The 15,925-nt window shown below is 68.4% G+C and carries 19 protein-coding genes; 10 read left to right on the top strand and 9 right to left on the bottom strand.

What is annotated here, in order from left to right; all coding sequences use genetic code 11:
- On the top strand, positions 1-316 hold a 316-nt coding region (locus ABZT03_RS39775; RefSeq protein ID WP_356048501.1), incomplete at its 5' end, for a transposase family protein.
- A gap of 77 nt (positions 317-393) precedes the next feature.
- On the opposite strand, the gene ABZT03_RS39770 is transcribed toward ABZT03_RS39775, so the two are convergent.
- The 4 genes from ABZT03_RS39770 to ABZT03_RS39755 form a co-directional block, all read right to left on the bottom strand.
- Positions 394-1,374: an aldo/keto reductase gene (locus tag ABZT03_RS39770; protein ID WP_356048500.1), complete on the bottom strand. Its 981-nt coding sequence runs from the start codon at positions 1,372-1,374 to the stop codon at positions 394-396.
- 179 nt (positions 1,375-1,553) lie between these two features.
- Positions 1,554-2,036, bottom strand: a complete 483-nt coding sequence (locus ABZT03_RS39765) for a nitroreductase family deazaflavin-dependent oxidoreductase (RefSeq protein ID WP_356048499.1) — start codon at positions 2,034-2,036, stop codon at positions 1,554-1,556.
- Between the two features lie 9 nt (positions 2,037-2,045).
- Positions 2,046-2,891 carry an SDR family oxidoreductase gene (locus ABZT03_RS39760; protein ID WP_356048497.1) on the bottom strand — a complete coding sequence of 282 codons (846 nt, stop codon included), beginning with the start codon at positions 2,889-2,891 and terminating at the stop codon, positions 2,046-2,048.
- Between the two features lie 112 nt (positions 2,892-3,003).
- Positions 3,004-3,768, bottom strand: coding sequence for an SDR family NAD(P)-dependent oxidoreductase (locus tag ABZT03_RS39755; RefSeq protein WP_356048495.1), 765 nt, complete (start codon positions 3,766-3,768; stop codon positions 3,004-3,006).
- A 296-nt stretch (positions 3,769-4,064) separates the two neighbouring features.
- Here ABZT03_RS39755 and ABZT03_RS39750 point away from each other — a divergent pair, with 296 nt between their 5' ends.
- The gene (locus ABZT03_RS39750) at positions 4,065-5,024 is read left to right on the top strand and encodes a helix-turn-helix transcriptional regulator (protein ID WP_356048493.1); all 960 of its coding nucleotides are present in this window, start codon (positions 4,065-4,067) and stop codon (positions 5,022-5,024) included.
- Between the two features lie 297 nt (positions 5,025-5,321).
- Here ABZT03_RS39750 and ABZT03_RS39745 read toward each other — a convergent pair whose 3' ends face one another.
- From ABZT03_RS39745 to ABZT03_RS39735, 3 genes are read right to left on the bottom strand one after another with little or no spacing between them, the layout of a single operon-like run.
- Complete coding sequence (locus ABZT03_RS39745; protein ID WP_356048491.1) at positions 5,322-6,224, bottom strand: hypothetical protein; 903 nt, start codon at positions 6,222-6,224, stop codon at positions 5,322-5,324.
- A 36-nt stretch (positions 6,225-6,260) separates the two neighbouring features.
- Positions 6,261-7,094, bottom strand: coding sequence for a hypothetical protein (locus ABZT03_RS39740; protein WP_356048489.1), 834 nt, complete (start codon positions 7,092-7,094; stop codon positions 6,261-6,263).
- Between the two features lie 35 nt (positions 7,095-7,129).
- Complete coding sequence (locus ABZT03_RS39735) at positions 7,130-8,491, bottom strand: ATP-binding protein (RefSeq protein ID WP_356048487.1); 1,362 nt, start codon at positions 8,489-8,491, stop codon at positions 7,130-7,132.
- Between the two features lie 335 nt (positions 8,492-8,826).
- Between ABZT03_RS39735 and ABZT03_RS39730 the strand changes: the two genes are divergently transcribed.
- The 7 genes from ABZT03_RS39730 (at position 8,827) to ABZT03_RS39700 (ending at position 13,896) form a co-directional block, all read left to right on the top strand.
- Positions 8,827-11,022: a serine/threonine-protein kinase gene (locus ABZT03_RS39730; RefSeq protein WP_356048486.1), complete on the top strand. Its 2,196-nt coding sequence runs from the start codon at positions 8,827-8,829 to the stop codon at positions 11,020-11,022.
- Between the two features lie 3 nt (positions 11,023-11,025).
- Positions 11,026-11,433, top strand: coding sequence for a hypothetical protein (locus ABZT03_RS39725; RefSeq protein WP_356048484.1), 408 nt, complete (start codon positions 11,026-11,028; stop codon positions 11,431-11,433).
- 165 nt (positions 11,434-11,598) lie between these two features.
- Positions 11,599-11,865, top strand: coding sequence for a hypothetical protein (locus tag ABZT03_RS39720; protein WP_356048482.1), 267 nt, complete (start codon positions 11,599-11,601; stop codon positions 11,863-11,865).
- Positions 11,834-12,367 (top strand): DUF6879 family protein, encoded by a 534-nt coding sequence (locus ABZT03_RS39715; protein ID WP_356048480.1) that lies wholly within the window; start codon positions 11,834-11,836, stop codon positions 12,365-12,367. The genes ABZT03_RS39720 and ABZT03_RS39715 overlap by 32 nt, the downstream gene beginning before the upstream one ends.
- Before the next feature lie 16 nt (positions 12,368-12,383).
- The gene (locus ABZT03_RS39710; protein WP_356048478.1) at positions 12,384-13,232 is read left to right on the top strand and encodes a helix-turn-helix transcriptional regulator; all 849 of its coding nucleotides are present in this window, start codon (positions 12,384-12,386) and stop codon (positions 13,230-13,232) included.
- A gap of 95 nt (positions 13,233-13,327) precedes the next feature.
- On the top strand, positions 13,328-13,513 hold the full coding sequence (locus ABZT03_RS39705; protein ID WP_356048476.1) for a hypothetical protein: 186 nt from the start codon (positions 13,328-13,330) through the stop codon (positions 13,511-13,513).
- Positions 13,510-13,896, top strand: a complete 387-nt coding sequence (locus ABZT03_RS39700) for a DUF6415 family natural product biosynthesis protein (protein ID WP_356048474.1) — start codon at positions 13,510-13,512, stop codon at positions 13,894-13,896. Before ABZT03_RS39705 ends, ABZT03_RS39700 begins: the two co-directional genes overlap by 4 nt.
- A 74-nt stretch (positions 13,897-13,970) precedes the next feature.
- Here the strand turns inward: ABZT03_RS39700 and ABZT03_RS39695 are convergent, their stop codons facing one another.
- Positions 13,971-14,183 carry a hypothetical protein gene (locus tag ABZT03_RS39695; protein ID WP_356048472.1) on the bottom strand — a complete coding sequence of 71 codons (213 nt, stop codon included), beginning with the start codon at positions 14,181-14,183 and terminating at the stop codon, positions 13,971-13,973.
- The gene (locus ABZT03_RS39690) at positions 14,165-14,521 is read right to left on the bottom strand and encodes a nuclear transport factor 2 family protein (RefSeq protein WP_356048470.1); all 357 of its coding nucleotides are present in this window, start codon (positions 14,519-14,521) and stop codon (positions 14,165-14,167) included. The genes ABZT03_RS39695 and ABZT03_RS39690 overlap by 19 nt, the downstream gene beginning before the upstream one ends.
- 206 nt (positions 14,522-14,727) lie before the next feature.
- Here ABZT03_RS39690 and ABZT03_RS39685 point away from each other — a divergent pair, with 206 nt between their 5' ends.
- Positions 14,728-15,669: a helix-turn-helix domain-containing protein gene (locus tag ABZT03_RS39685; protein ID WP_356048468.1), complete on the top strand. Its 942-nt coding sequence runs from the start codon at positions 14,728-14,730 to the stop codon at positions 15,667-15,669.
- Positions 15,670-15,925: the final 256 nt, after the last annotated feature.

Raw genomic sequence — 15,925 nt, 5'->3', positions numbered from 1 at the left:
GACCCACGACCTCACCGCGGCCCGCGCCCACGGCATCGTCCAAGCGTGCCTGACCCGGCAGATCCTCGTCCTCGCCGACCGGGCCTACCAGGGGGCCGGCGCCACCGTCCGCACCCCCTACTACCACCACCACGAACAGCCCGAGCACTACCAGCAGTTCAACCGCGACCATGCCCGGCTGCGGGCTCCGGGCGAGCGCGCCTTCGCACAGCTGAAGTCCTGGCGACTGTTACGGCGAGCCCGATGCTCAACCCGGCGTATCGGCACCGTCGTACAAGCCATCCACACACTCTTGACCTGCGACTATTCAGGATGAAAGAGGTTCAGTGAGATGGGTGAATGGACACGGGTTGGTCCTTGTGAACCGGGCACAACGGCGCGGGCGGTCAGCGGTCAGTGGTCGATGCTGGCCATGTTGGCCTCGTCGTGGCGTTCGCCGGCTGCGGGTGTGAGGTTGTTGAGGCGGTCGAGCTGGGCGGGGGTGAGTTCGACACCGTCGGCGGCGGTGTTCTCTTCGACGCGGGTGACGCGGCGGGTGCCGGGGATGGGGGCGATGTCGTTGCCGCGGGTGAGGATCCAGGCCAGTGCGGTCTGGGCGGGGGTGGCTCCGATCTCGGCGCCGATGGCCCGCACCTCGTCGACGATCGCCAGGTTGCGCTGGAAGTTCTCGCCGGTGAAGCGCGGGTTGGTCTTGCGCCAGTCGTCGTCGGTGAAGTCGTCGACGGTGCGGATCTGCCCGGTCAGCAGGCCGTGGCCGAGCGGGGAGTAGGGCACGAACCCGATGCCGAGCTCGCGCAGCAGCGGGAGGATTTCGGCCTCGACGTCGCGGGTCCACAGGGAGTATTCGGTCTGCAGCGCGGACACCGGGTGCACGGCGTGGGCGCGGCGGATGGTGTCGGGGCCGGCTTCGGAGAGGCCGATGTGGCGGACCTTGCCCTCGGCGACCAGTTCGGCCAGCGCGCCGACGGTCTCTTCGATGGGGGTGTTGGGGTCGACGCGGTGCTGGTAGTAGAGGTCGATGTGGTCGGTGCCGAGCCGCTTGAGGGAGCCTTCGACGGCTGTCTTGACGTTGGCGGGGCTGCTGTCGATGACGCCGGGGCCGTCGCCGGCGTGGGAGACCAGGCCGAACTTGGTCGCGATGACGACGTCGTCGCGACGGCCCTTGATGGCCTTGCCGACGAGGTTCTCACTGTGGAAGGGGCCATAGATCTCGGCGGTGTCGATGTGGGTGACCCCGAGGTCCAGGGCCCGGTGGATGGTGCGGATCGACTCGGTGTCGTCGAGTCCTCCGCCGGTGGTGTAGACGCCGGCCATGGTCATGGCGCCCAGTCCGATGCGGGAGACATCCAGCCCGCCCAGAGATACGTGCTTCATCAGGTACTCCTTGTCGTAACGGCCCTCAGACCTGGTCAGCGGTCGCGATGAGTGCGGCGCGCCACCAGTCGGCGGACCTTGGAATGTGGGGTGTGTTGCTCGGGTGATGGGCTGCCGTGGGCCAGGCCGGTGTTGTCGGTAACAGGTGGCGGCCCGCGGCTGAACCGGCTGTGCCGGGGTCAGTGCTCCTGGGCAGCCGGTTCCAGAACGAAGACCGGGATCTGTCGGTCCGTGTTGTTCTGGTACTCGGCGTAGGGCGGGAAGACCTCGATGGCTCGGGCCCACCCCAGGGCCTTCTCGTCACCGGTCACCTCCCGGGCCAGCATGTCCTGGCGCACCGGGCCGTCCTGCAGCTCGACCCGGGGGTCGGCCACCACGTTGTGGTACCAGACCGGGTGCTTGGGGGCTCCTCCCATGGAGGCGATGACGGCGTAGGAGCCGTCGTGCTCCACCCGAATGAGCGGGGACTTGCGGATCTTGCCGCTCTTCGCGCCCAGGGTGGTCAGGATGACCACGGGCACGCCGCCGAGTTTCTCGTCTTCTTCCCGTGTGACCAGGAAACCCAGCGTCGTTCCTTGTGTACCGCCGGAGCTTTCGTACAGCTCGACCTGGTCACGTGCGAACTGCGCCGTGCTCGGCTCGTACTCGCCCTTCAGCGGCACGTTGCCCCCTCAGGCGTGGGTGTCGTCGTGGGCGAGGTTGTCGCCCAGTTCGCGGGATGCGTCGGCCTGGGCGAGGAGTTCCTTCGCCTTGGCCTCGGCGGCCTCGATGGCGTCCGCGCCGGCGACGAAGCGCTGCAGGGGCTTGTCTTGGCCGGCGATGGTGAGCAGGGCGCGGGCGAGCTTGGCGGGGTCGCCGGGCTGCTTGCCGTTCATGCTCTTCATGCCCTCGATCCTCGGGGCGGTGCGCGGAGCGTAGTCGTCGATGGACAGCTCGGGCCAGTTGGTGGAGCCGTCCACGAGGAGTTCGGTACGGAAGTAGCCGGGCTCCACGATCGTGGTGTGGATGTTGAACGGCTCGACGTCGTAGTGCAGGGACTCCATCCAGCCCTCTTCCGCGAACTTGGAGGCGGCGTAGGCGGAGGTGAACTCCATGCCGACCAGTCCGGCGGTCGAAGTGATGGTGATGATGTGGCCGGCTCGCTGCCTGCGCAGGATGGGCAGGACGGCGCGGGTGACGTTCATCGGGCCGAAGAGGTTCGTCTCGAACTGCTGGCGCATCTGCGCGGGCGAGATCTCCTCGAAGTAGCCGGTGAACAGGTTCCCGGCGTTGTTGATCAGGACGTCGATGCGGCCGAAGCGGTCGACGGCGGCCTGCGCGGCGGCCTCGGCGTCCTCCAGGCTGGTGACGTCGAGCCGGGCGACCAGCAGGTTGTCCTTCGGCCCGCCGAGGGTCTTCTCGACCTCGTCGGGGCGGCGGCCGGTGGCGACGACCTGGTGGCCGGCGGCGAGGGCCTCGCGGGCGATGTCGGTGCCCAGACCGCGTCCGGCACCGGTGACGAGAATGACCTTGCTCATGGGGGGGTTCCTCTTCGTACGTAGACGGTTCAGGCGCCGTGATCCGGCACCCGGTGTGTGCAGTGGCCGTGTGTTCCCGGCGGCCGGCCAAGCGGGGATGGGCCGGACGGCGTCAGGCCGACTCGGTGGGCATGATCCACAGGTCGGCGATGGAGGCATGCCGGGGGCGCGTGACCATGTAGGCGACGCCGTCGGCGATGTCCTCAGGGGCGAGGAACTCGACCACCCCGAGGAGGGGGGTGATCATCGCGTCCTGGATCTCGGGCCTGTTGTGCGAGGCCAGCTCGGTGTACACACCACCCGGCTCCAGGACACCGACGCGGACGTGCCGCTGGGTGACTTCCTGGCGCAGGGACTCGGTGAAGCCGTTCACCCCGAACTTGGTGAGGTTGTAGACGCCGAGGCCGTTCCCGGCGACGCGGCCCGCGACGGAGCTGATGTTGACGATGTCGGCGACCCGGCGCGTACCGTCCTCCGCGGCCTTGAGCAGGTGCGGGAGAGCGGCGCGGGTGGTGTAGAGCAGGCCCTGGACGTTGACGGCGATCATGCGCTCCCACTCCTCGGCATCCGCACCGACGACGGGGCCCAGGAGCATCAGGCCGGCGTTGTTGACCAGGGTGTCCAGCCGACCGAAGTGCTCGACCGTGCGCTCGACGGCCGCCTCGGCCTGGGCGCGGTCGGTGATGTCGGCCTCCACCACCAGCGCGGTGCCACCGGCCTTCCCGATCTCGGCGGCGAGGGCGTCCAGACGGTCCTTGCGGCGGGCCACCAGGGCCACGGACGCGCCGAGCTCGGCGAGTTGGCGGGCGGTGGCCTCGCCGATCCCGCTGCTTGCGCCAGTGACGAGAGCAACAGTGCCGGTCAGTTTCGATGCCATGGGGTGTCCTGTTCCTTGGTTCTCTGATGTGCGTGCCGAGGACGCGGCGAGCGCCAGTCATCACGTCGGCATGGGGGGATGCAGATGAGGTACCGCGCTCCGCTGCTAGGCGGTGGGGATGGCGCCCATACGGGCTGGTGACCGGCGGCACATGCAGCGCTGTTCCGGGCCATTCACACCGCCGTGGACGGTGCACCACCAACAAAACCGGTTGTCACGGGGGCGTGGGAGTCCCTGATGAGGGGGTCACTGACAGGGACCCCCAACCCGGCGGAAGCGCTCGTAGAGTGAAACCCATGGCAGGCAGAAACGACCCACATGGCACTAATCGTGACATTCGTGACGATGTCCGCGACCAGATCAGAGAATTCCTGGGCACACGAAGGGCCAGGGTCACCCCCGAGCAGGCCGGCCTGCCCCTGTACGGCGGAGACCGTCGGCGGGTCACCGGGCTGCGCCGCGAGGAGGTAGCCCTTCTCGCGGGCATCTCGAGCGAGTACTACACCCGGCTGGAGCGCGGCAACGCCACCGGCGTCTCCGAGAGCGTCATCGAAGGGATCGCGCACGCACTGCAGCTTGACGAGGCCGAACGCATCCACCTCCTCGACCTCCTGCGCGGCGCTGGCACCACCCGCCCGCCACGCCGCCGGCCGGCCCAGCAGCGCGTGCGGCCAGCGGTGCAGCGCGTCCTCGACTCCATGGGCGGCACCCCCGCGTTCGTCCTCAGCGGGCGGGGGGACATCCTGGCCGCCAACGGCCTCGGGCGTGCCCTGTTCTCGCCGGTCTACGCCGACCCGGCGCGGCCCCCCAACAACGCCCGGTTCGTCTTCCTCGACCCGCAAGCGACCGAATTCTTCCGCGACTGGGACCAGATCGCAGGCGACTGTGTCGCGATGCTGCGCGCCGAGGCCGGCCGCGACCTCTATGACCGGCGGTTGACCGACCTGATCGGGGAGCTGTCTACTCGCAGCGAGGAGTTCCGTCGCCGCTGGGCCGCCCACAACGTCCGGATCCACACCACCGGCGTGAAGCTTCTGCACCACCCGGTCGTCGGCGATCTCGACCTACCGTTCGAATCCTTCCCGGTGGGCGGCGACCCCAGCCAGGTCCTCCTCACCTACACCGCCGAGCCCGCCTCCCCCTCCGAGGACGCCCTCAACCTGCTGGCCAGCTGGGCCGCGAGCAACCACCACATCGAGCGGCCCGCGCCAGCCGACGACTCCCAGCCCGCAGACTCGACCGAGACACCCGACTGATCGCCCCATGAGGCCCTCCTCAGCGTGGAACGGGTCGTACTGCGGGTTGCTCTGCCGGGCCGCGGCCATCGCCTCTCGCATCGGCGCGTACCGCGGCTGCTCCTCGGCGCCGGACAAGGCTCGGCCCGCTCCAGTCCGTGCTGTACCCGGCCAGCTCGACGAGCGTGATCGCGATCCCGAACGGCGCGACCTCCTGCGCCAGGGATTCCCTGAACCCAGACGCGAACTCGGTTACGCCAGCGGCACGTGGCAGACGGCGCCGTCTGCCAAATGCGCGGCTGCTCCGCATGGAATGGTTCAACAAGCAGAACTTGACAGGGAACTCGTCAACACCCGACGCCCAGCGATCGGGCCCCTTGCGTCCGGATAGCGCGTACACCGGCACATCCGTGGACCGTCGCTCCCCCGTCGGCGACGCGAAATCCCCAGTAGGGTCCGCGGGTGTTGAGCAGACTTGGGTGGACGGTGCACTTCGTGAGCCGCGATCTGCCCGCGCCCACGACCACGCGTTCCTTCCTGGACGTACAGCCTGGTGACTTGGTGTCGTGGCTGGATAAGGCAGGTCTTCCCGACGGCCTGCCGTTCCTTCTCTCGCCGCGATTCGAGTACGACGTCGAGCTCAACTCGTACTTCCTTCAGGCGAATCTGACGGCGCCGTGGAACACCAACGCCAACCGGGCCCGAGCCCTGGCACGGTTCTTCTCGTTCCTGCATACCTCGCGAGGTGGGAAGTCGTGGCGGGCCGCCACGGAGGGCGCGGTCCACATCGAGCAGCGGCGCACCCGCCGGTGCTTCCTCGCAGTCCGGTGCGTGCAGGACGGAGCGGGCCGGGCCGCGGCCGTCGCGCACCTTCGCCAGCACCCAGCCCGAAGGCTGGCGCTCCCCGAGGACCTCCCGGACCACCGCCTGCGGTGACCCCTCCAGCTTCTCGGTGGCGACCTGGTCGTAGTCGACGCCGTCGACCGGACGCACATGGTCGGGAGCCCGGACCCACACCCGGTACTCCGCCGCCTCCACACCGCCGCCCTCGAGGTCGAGGTACGACGGCAGCCCCACCAGGTACAGCCAGCCCGTTTCGGTCTGCCGCCGCATCCACAGCCGCGCGACGACTTCCTGCTCCGGATGACCGAGCACCGGATCGGCGGGCAGCACAACCCGCACCGGCACCGGGTCGGCTGCGTCGTTGGAGGGCGTGGTCACGGACCCACGGTAAGCAGGCAGGCCCGGCAGATCTGGTCAGGCGTGAATCTGTGTGGGGTAACCCATGTCGTCGATGTCGCGGAGCACGCTGACGGCGAGCATGACCGCGCTCACGGCGTTGACCGGGGTGTACTGCGTGGCCGCTGCTGCGTGAGCCGTGGCATGCCGGTTGAAGTTCTGAGGAACTGGGGCCGGCGGCCAGAATGCCTTGAGCGCCCTCGGGAACGGCAGGAAAGCGGCGGCCTCGCGGAATTGGCGGATCGTGGGGTCGTCGTCCTTCACGGCCGGGATGCTCTCCAGGACCTTGCCGTAGCCCGGCCACTGGCCGTTGGGCTTGAGCCAGTCGGAGTTGGCGAAGGCCAGGCCACGGATGAGGGTGTCCCACACGTTGGCAGCCAGTGCCTGGGCGCCGCTGAACATGCCGTGCTCAGCCATGCGCACGCACTCTTCGAGTAGTGCCCTCTGCGCGCTGAACCGCGTATCGGTGACGGCTGCGAGAGCCGCCTCGCAGGAGGTAAGGATGGCCGGGCGGCAGTCATCGATGACCTGCGCACGAGAGGCCGTGTCGTCGGCGGTGAGCAGTTGCCGGATGACATCGGCCGGGGGCACCCAGGCCAGCGGAATGCCCTCCTGCATCAGCACGATCATCTCCGAGTAGGCGAGGTGGCTGCCCTGCCAGTTGGCGGGCATCATCGCGTCGAGGCGTTCCAGCGCTGGCTGGAGCGGGGCGATGGCGTCGGCCAGGTGATCCATTGCGGGTATGCGGATCTTGACCGGCGGCGGTGCGACCACGGCCGCGACGGTGCGCCGGATGTTCTCGGTGGCCGCGGCCAAGATCCCCGTCAGATCCGGCCCGAAGCTGCTGCTCATCCTGATGCCCTCCCTTGTACGTGGCGAGCCCTGGATCACGTCACCGGAACGGAGACTTGCTGGGCCCAGGCGTTGATCCGGGTCCGTTCGGGTTCGGACCATCCAGTTGCGATGATCGAGCCGTTGCGGCTGATCTGAGGGGGCTCGGCAAGCCCGTAGTGCTGGAACAGGTCACTGATGAGCAACGACGCGGCCTGTACGAGGTCAATCCCGCCGTCTGCCAGGTCGTTTAGGAGAGCGTGGGCGTGCCCGACGGCACTTCGGTGGGCGGTGGTGCCGACCTGTACTCCCGTCTCCTGCGGAACGAGGGCCTCGTGGGCGAGGTGGATTGCCCGCGTGCGCGGCAGATTCGGCAGTCTCATCGGGCCGCCTCCAATGGGCGTTTGGCTCTCCAGTCGTACGCGCAGGGCGGCCGTGCCGGCGGCGCCGGTGCGGGTGACCGCGTGTTGGGCGAGGTGACGCAGGGCCGACAGCACGAGGGTGACGATGGAGTCGGTGTCGGCGCCGTAGGGCCAGGTATTGCTGTCGTCCTGGGAGATGCCGAGCATGGGGGTCCGTGCCGCCCAGGCGCCCGATCCGTCGGAGTGCAGTTCGGCGATATACCGGGGTGGGCGGTCGTCGAAGAGGACGATGCGGCGCGCGCCGACCATAGATCCGCAGAAGGTTGCTGCGGTGCGTCCCAGCAAGGGGATGGCCGCCAACTCCTGCGTGCTCACACGCTGGACACTCGCGTGGTCGATCACCATGTCACCAGGGATGTCGGGCACGAGCGACACCGTCAGCAGGGGGTCGCCTGTCTCCAGGAAGCTGTGCCCTTCGAGGCGCTCGGCAGTGTCTTCGACGTCGTGATCGATCCGAGAGATTCGATCCGTGCGGTCGGCGAGTTGCTCGAAACGCCGGCGGTAGGCCGTGGCAATCTCGGCTTCCGTCAGCCATGCGGTGGTGCTGCCGTTCCGCCGCGGGTAGGCCAGACGGGTCTGGTCCACGATGGCGTGTGGTGCGTCCAGGCTGCGCGGAACGGCGATGAGCAGGATTCCTTGATTCGAGCCAGGCTGGTCGGGCTTGGTAAACAGCTCGATCCGTGGTGTCGGCCGGAGGTTGGAGGCAATGGCCTGGCGGATCTGCCGGAGCTTTCCGTCGGTGAGCTCTACCGGAGTCACAGCACTGGGGATGGAAGTCTGGCGGTCCTCGGCAAGCCCAAGGACCAGCACGCCACCGATCCCGTTCGCCAGCGCCGCGACGTCCTTTGCCAGCTCGGACCGACCTGCCTGATCGGCATTGTAGTGCGGAGCCTTGTATTCGAGATCTTCGTCTTCCCTCGCGTCCGGGTTACCCACCAGGGAAGCGAGCTGCGTGTAGGTGACCTGTTCGAGGGACCCACCCAGAAGGGTCTCCACTCGGGGGAAACGAGGCGACATGAACCCTGAATCTAGCGCTGGGGCCAGCAGGCACGCACAGTGTTATCGATCTCGGTATCGCTGCGAAGTCGCCTGGTCCGCCCACGCCTTGAGTTACGAGGCGAGCGCTGAAGCTGACCACCCAGCCCTTGGGCGGCGTCGCGTGGCAGCTGCGTGACCTCGCGAGCGCGGAATGTCCGGCAAAGCCCGACGGCCAATGGGCCGCGTGTCGCACCCCGTCACACCTCTGAGCAGCGCAAATGCCCTGGTGCTGTTCCTTCCGCTAGCGTCCGTGGGTATATCACCACTTCGGCACACCGGGGGATTCCGACAAGATGTCCGTGCGCGACCTGACGGAAGTACAACTCGATCGGCGGCAATGCGGGCTGCTCGCTACCATCGGCACTCAGCAGGCCAAAGATCCGGACGGCCAGTGGCCCATGTGGGAGTGGGTGGAACACAGGGCAGGTTCGTTCGGACTGGAGAATCCCCGTGAAGTGCTCTATTCACTCCCGCGTATCGGGGCCCCCGCAGGATCCTTCGGGCTCTCGTACGGGTTCACCACACACGTCCCTCGCATCCTCACCGAAGACACGCGGATCGCACTGACTGCTGCTGCGGCCTTGGCATTGGACGAACTGAAGTCCGATCTTGGCGACCCCTTCCTGCGGGTGCTCGACCACATGATCACGTTGTGGCGGAGCGCGCCGCGTTCGCCGAACGAGGTCACTCGGGTCCAGCTGACCTCCGAAGAACTCCAGGCGGCGTTCCCGCACATGCGCCCCCGGATCATCTGCCTCGTCCCGGAGTACATCGCCAACGAGCCGCTCCTGTCTTCCTCGCGCAGCAGGCAAGAAGACGGCAGCTGGACGATGGAAATCCCGCGCCAGGTCATGCGGTACGAGCACGCCACATCGCTGCGGGACTACGTCAGCGGGGCCTGCCAGCAAGTTCACCAAGCCCTTGAGGCCGACCTGGAGATGCTCGCCGGACAGACGGCGCCGGCACCGACCGCCGAGCCCGAGCCTCTCCCGGCGCCGGAACTCGAAGCCGACCCTGGCGAGGGAGAAATGCGAGTGCCCCTGAAGCAGGAGTGGATCCTGGGCGACCCCATCGGGGACCCGGGAGGTTTCGGCGCTGTCTACGAGGCGCAGTCTGCAGACGGCACGGAAGCGGCGGCGAAGTTGGTACCCAAAAGACCCGGTGCCGACCGCGAGATGCTCTTCACCGATCTGCCGGGCGTGCGCAACGTTGTGCCCGTCATCGACAGCGGCGAGCACGACGACCACTGGGTGCTCGTCATGCCCCGCGCCAAGAAATCCCTGCGCGCACATCTGCAGAACGGGCCGCTGGCACTCGAAGAGGCCGTCCACGTCCTGACGGACATCGCCGAGACGCTGACCGATCTGGACGGCCAGGTCGTTCACCGCGACCTCAAGCCGGAAAACGTCCTGCTCCTGAACGGCCGCTGGTGTCTGGCCGACTTCGGCATCGCCCGGTACGCCGAAGCCACCACAGCCCAGCTGACCTACAAATTCCATGGAACGCTGGCCTACATGGCTCCCGAGCGCTGGAAGAACCAGCGGGCCACCAGCGCAAGCGACATCTATGCCCTGGGAATTCTTGCCTACGAACTCCTGGAGGGCACCACCCCGTTCACCGGTCCTGACGAGGCGGGCTTCGCTGAGCAACACCTGCGCGGCACCCCACCTCCGCTGACCGCGGCTCCCGCCCTCCTGGCCGCATTGATCACGGAATGTCTCTACAAGGCTCCGCAGGCGCGCCCTGCGCCTGCCAATGTGCTGGAGCGGCTGCGACGCATCCCCGCCGGTGCACTGACCGGGGGACTGGCGGCGCTCGTGGAAGCTGACCGGGAAGTAGTCGCACGCCGGGCGGAAGACGACCGTCAGGCTTCTGAGCAGGCCACCGAGGCCGAACGCCGCGAGGACCTGTTCGCAGCGGCAGCAACATCTTTCGGCCTCATCTCCGAGCAACTCCTGACGGCGATCACGGGTGTTCTCTCCACAGCCACCGTGCACAGAGAGAACGCGGGAAGCTGGACGATCCACCTCAGCGGTGCCGAGCTGGCTCTCACAGGACCCCAGGAAATTCCTGAGGCCGTAACCGCGGGGGCGCCACAGCCGTTCGATGTGATCGCCGCCGCGACGGTCACGGTGAAGACCACCGTGGCGCGTCGCGGCTATGAAGGCAGAAGTCACTCTCTTTGGTATGCCGATGCCCAGGTGGCTGAGCAGTACCAGTGGTTTGAGACTGCCTTCATGGCGAACCCGTTCAGCCGCGCGGTGTCGTCGACGGACCCCTTCGCCCTCGATCCCCACGAAGGGCGCGCGGCGATCGCCGCGGGGATCGGCACGAGGCAAGCAGCTTGGCCATTCACCCCTCTCGTCATCGGCGAGCTGGACGAATTCATCGACAGGTGGGCCAGGTGGCTGGCCGATGCCGCCACAGGCCGACTCGAACACCCGAGCCAGATGCCAGAACGCGATCCCCAAGGGTCCTGGCGGCGCTAGCCGATGCATCCGCAGGGCGGGGACCACCGCACCCAGGCGCGCTACTTCGCGCGCCTGGCCGTGCTGGACGGCGCGGCGCTCACTGCGACGCAGGAGGAACTGGCGAGGGCGGTACTCGAGGTCGTGCTGCTGGCCGGCCTGCCGCCGTACAACATCGAAGCGGCAGCGGAGGGTGAGGAGACCGGGGTGGGCCTGACCCCGGTCCAGGGCCGCCGTCATGCGCTGCGGGTGCTGTGGAGGCAGGACGCTACGACTGTCCTCCACCTGCCCGATGAGCTGGTCCACGCCCAGCAGGCCGCCATGCACCAGGCGCTGCGCACGAAGCTGTCCGCTCACCAGTTCTGGGTCGAAGACGGACCCGCGGGACAGGCCCCGGTCGTGCTCGGGCTCACCCGCCCCGGCGGTACGTGAGGCCGGGGCGGAGCGCCACGCGTCATCTCCCCGGCGCCCGGCGCCCGGCTGCCGTTGTGCCGCCAGCGCAGGCGATACGCCCTTGTGGGGGCTTGACCGTCGTCGCGCCGGCGCGGGACGGTCGGTGCGCAACTATCCGCAACCAGCTCGACAGGGGAGACCGTCATGACGTTACGGTTCGTCGGGATCGACCCGAACACCGGCGGCGGCGGATCGCCGACGGTATGGGTCGAAGAGGAGAGCGCGGACCTGGTCCTTCAGGGCGAGGAAGCCGAAGAACTGCTGAAGGCGCAGGTGAGCGGAACCGAATGGGTCGCCGGCCACCAGGTGGGGATCCCGCCGCACGAGACGGTGATCCGGATTCCCGCCCGCATGGTACCGATTCTGAGAGAGGCCTGTGATGTCGCAGAACAGCGTGCCCGACTTCGCTGAACTGCTGGGCGGCGCACAGCACACGGCCGTGCATCTGGAGATGCGCGACGTCTACGGCGTCGGCGATGAGGTCGAAGAGATCGACCGCTTCACCCGCACCGGTGAGATCACCCTGGATCCCACCGCCTCGTTCTGGCCCGAGTGGCTCGCCATCGTGAAGGACACCCTCGCGAGGGGCGTCGTCATGCGCCGCGCCCGGATCGTCTCCGAGCCGGTCACCGACTACATCCGGTGGGAACACGCCGTGACCCCGCTGAACCTGGGCGCCGGCGAACAAGTGCGCTGGCTGCCCCGACGGCACGCCTCCGACATCCCTCTGCCGGGCAACGACTTCTGGCTGATCGACGACCGCCTCGCCGTGTTCCACTTCTTCACCGGCGACGGCGACTGGGCGAACCCCGGCTTCGAGTCCACCGAGGACCCGGCCGCAGTGCGGCTGTGCGCCACGGCGTTCGAGACCGTGTGGGAGCGCGGCATCCCCCACGAGAAGTACACCGTCTGAACCCCCTGAGCAGCCAATGACCGCCTCCCCCTCATCCAGCGCCCAAGGAGCCCGCGAAGCGCTCGCCGTGCGCTTGCAGCACCTGCGCAAGGACGCCGGCCTCACCGGAAAGGAACTCTCTGCCCGGTGCGGCTGGCACCCCGCCAAGACCACCCGCCTCCAAAAGGGCGAGGCACCGCCCTCGGACGCGGACATCCGCACCTGGTGCACAACCTGCGGCGCCGACGACCAGGCCGACGACCTCATCGCCACCGCCCGCGCCGTCGACTCCATGTACCTGGAGTGGCGCCGCCTGCACCGCACCGGCATGCGCAAGGTCCAAGAGGACTTCTACGCCCTGTACGAGCGCACCCGCATCTGCCGGGCGTACCTCTCCAACGTGCCGCCCGGGTTCCTGCAGACACCCGGCTTCGCCACCGCCCTCATGGAGCAGATCACCGCCTTCCAGGGCACCCCCAACGACGTCACCGAGGCCGTGGCCGCCCGGGTCGCCCGCTCCCGGTTCCTCTACGAGGGCGGCCACCGCTTCGTCGTCCTCATGGAGGAATCCGTCCTGCGCTTCCGCACCGCCGGCCCCGACGCCATGCGCGGGCAACTGCGCCACCTCCTGGCCGTGATGCCCCTCGCGTCCGTCTCGCTGGGGATCATCCCGTTCACCGCGCAGCGCACCGTGTGGCCGCTGGAGGCGTTCTACCTCCACGACGACTTCCAGGCCGTGGTGGAGACACTGACCGCAGAGATCAACGTGACGCAGCCGCGCGAACTGGCCGACTACGCCAAGGCGTTCACCGGACTCGCGGAGATGGCCGTGTACGGCGACGCGGCCCGCACCCTCATCCAGGCCGCGATCGATGCCCTGGAATGAACCTCCGCAATTACCCGCAATTTCATTGAGGACAGAGCGGCGGTCTCCGTAGCGTCGAACGACACCGACGCACCCAGCAACAGAAGGCGGTGCCCATGAGCGCACCCACACCCGCCGGACCCGCAGCCCAGGAACGCGGACTCCAGCCGCCCGCCTTCGGCCGACCCTCCCCGGCGCTGATCGCCCGCGCCGACCGCGGCTACGCCCGCTTCCTCGCCGTCCAGGCCCCGGAGGACCCCACCGGCGACCACGGCCAGGACGACGCGACGAGGCACCGGTGAGCGACACCTACACCGTGATTTACGACCCCCACGGCCTGGTCGACGCCGAACTTCCGCTGGACCGTGCTCCGTACGAAGCACTTGTCACCGCCGTCCTCGCGTGGAAGGAACCCAACCTCACCCCACGCGACTACGAGCAGATCGTGCTCCAACTGACCGGGCACGCCCGCGCGGTCGCAGCCGACGTCCAGCGCCACGCCGCCGCGCTGCCGAAGAACGACGGCCGCGGCGCCCTCGCCGAAGTCGTCCTCCGTGAAGCCACCGGACGCCTCTCCCAGCCGATACAGGGCACCGCCCACTGCGCCCAGAACCGCGCCCGCCTCGTGCGGGCACTCTACGAACGGCTGGACCGCCTCACCGAACCCCTCCCGGCCGCCACGTAGACCACCTGGTGCACTCACCAGTCGTCAGGTGCGCTGCCCACCCACGCGATCGGCTGCCCCTCACTGTTGCGGCCTCAGTTCGGTTCCTCCATCGAGGTCTCGTGCCAGTCGTTCAGGACGCATGTGATGCCGAGCTGCTCCAGGCGCTCGCGCTGTCCCTCGGCAACCACACCGCCAGGGCCCATGCCGTGGACTGCGAATCCGGGCAGGACGTCGGCCTGGCCCTCTTCGTCGGCCACCAGCTCGCGCAGCGCGGTCTGCATCCCCATCAGAACTGGTTCTGCCACACCCGCAGCACTTTTGCCTGTCCCTGATCGTCCAGGGTGACAACCAGGAGGCTGAGGAATGTAGCGACTCCGGTGTGGACTCGGACCTCCCTGATCGCCGCCGTGTCGCCGTTGACCAGCAGCACCTGCCAGGTGAAGGGGCCCGCGCCATGCCGCGCCGCGGCCTGCGCTTGCCACCCCTCGACGATGGCCCTGCGGCCGATCCAGTCGGCTGCGTGCGGCCGCTGGTGGTATTCGCCGTCCCGCGTGAACAAAGCCTCGATGTCCGCAGCCTGACCGGTTCGCCAGGCGTAGATGTAGGCGCCGACCCAGCGGGTGACCTGGATCTGGGTGAGCATCGCAGTCCTCTCTCGGGAAACCCCAACACCAGGGCTCCTCTCCTGCCGTCATTGGACCGCCGTGGCCGCGCCACGGGACACGACGTGACGTGCACAGCCGACGGTGTTTCCTGCCACCCCCGGCCTGGCGCATCAGTCGGCACGACATCAGGCATTCACCTGCGCGGGTTAAGATCATCGGATCGTCCAGGGAGAGGCCGAGTGCCTTGCAGGTCTACGAGTCACACTCGGCCGAGGAACTGGAGCAGTACGCGGCCTCCTCGTTCGCACCCGCGCTCGCCGCCGTGCCCAAGGATTTTCACTGCCGCACGACACTGGCGGACCTGGGCGGCGGGATCGCGGCCGGGACCTTCACCACCCGCCCGCTGCGTATTCAGGCCACCCGCAAGGGCATAGCTCGCGGGGACGGGCAGGACACCCTGATGCTCTGCGTCCACCTCTCCGGCGCCGGAATGCTGCAACAGCACGGACGCGAGGCGTCCATCTCCGCCGGCATAGCGGTGCTCTTCGAATCCGGCACTCCCTTTGACCTGAACTACGCCCAGACCGGCGAAAGTCTGACCCTGCAGATTCCCCGAGACCTGCTCCCGCTGCGCGGTAATGAGATCTCCCAGGGACTCTCCCAGGCCATTCCCCTGAGCTCTCCGTCCTTGCAACTGCTGCGCCTGTACCTCGACCAGCTGCACAAGGTCGCCGGCAGCTTCTCCGCCCCGCAGCGTGGCGACGCCGCCCGCGCGGCCATCGACCTGCTCGCCATGACGCTGCGCGGCATGGCGCCCTCCGTGCAGGCCGACGACGTCCTGGTGGAGGTCCTGCGCGACCACATCCGCAGCAACCTGGGCGATCCGGCACTGACGGTGGCCGAACTCGCCCGGCGCCACCACATCTCGGTGCGGCAGGTCCACACGGTCTTCGCCAAAGCGGGCTCCACCCCGGCAGAATTCATCCGCTCAGAACGGCTGATCGCCGCACGGCGCCTCCTGGCCGACCCCGCCCAGCCCAGCCGCACGGTGGCCGCGATCGCCGCCGCCGCCGGCTTCGCCGAACTGCGGACCTTCGAGCGTGCCTTCCGCCGCGAGCACGGCCTGACGCCGGCCCAGTGGCGTACCGACCTGCCCCGGCCCCGCACGGACACGACACACAACTAACATCCGGCCGGCCACGAGAGCTCCCGCCCAGCCAGTTCCCGCGCACATCGCGCTGCCCTCACTGCCGGTGCGCCCGCTTGAAACTGCACTGGCAAGATTCCGACCGCTTACTGACTTCGGCTCGTTAGGGTGATCCGTCTCGAAGTCCCTGATGATGCGGCGCGGTTGGTTGTATCTCCTGGCGTGTGAGGTATGCGGATGGGGGCGGGCTGACGCCCGCGGGGCGTCGGCGCCGTGAGGCGGTACGGATGCAGGC

This window comes from Streptomyces sp. NPDC005574, from assembly GCF_040605435.1.
Taxonomy (GTDB): Bacteria; Actinomycetota; Actinomycetes; order Streptomycetales; family Streptomycetaceae; genus Streptomyces.
Note: the sequence above shows the minus strand (reverse complement) of the source record. Positions and strands in the feature narration are given on the sequence as shown.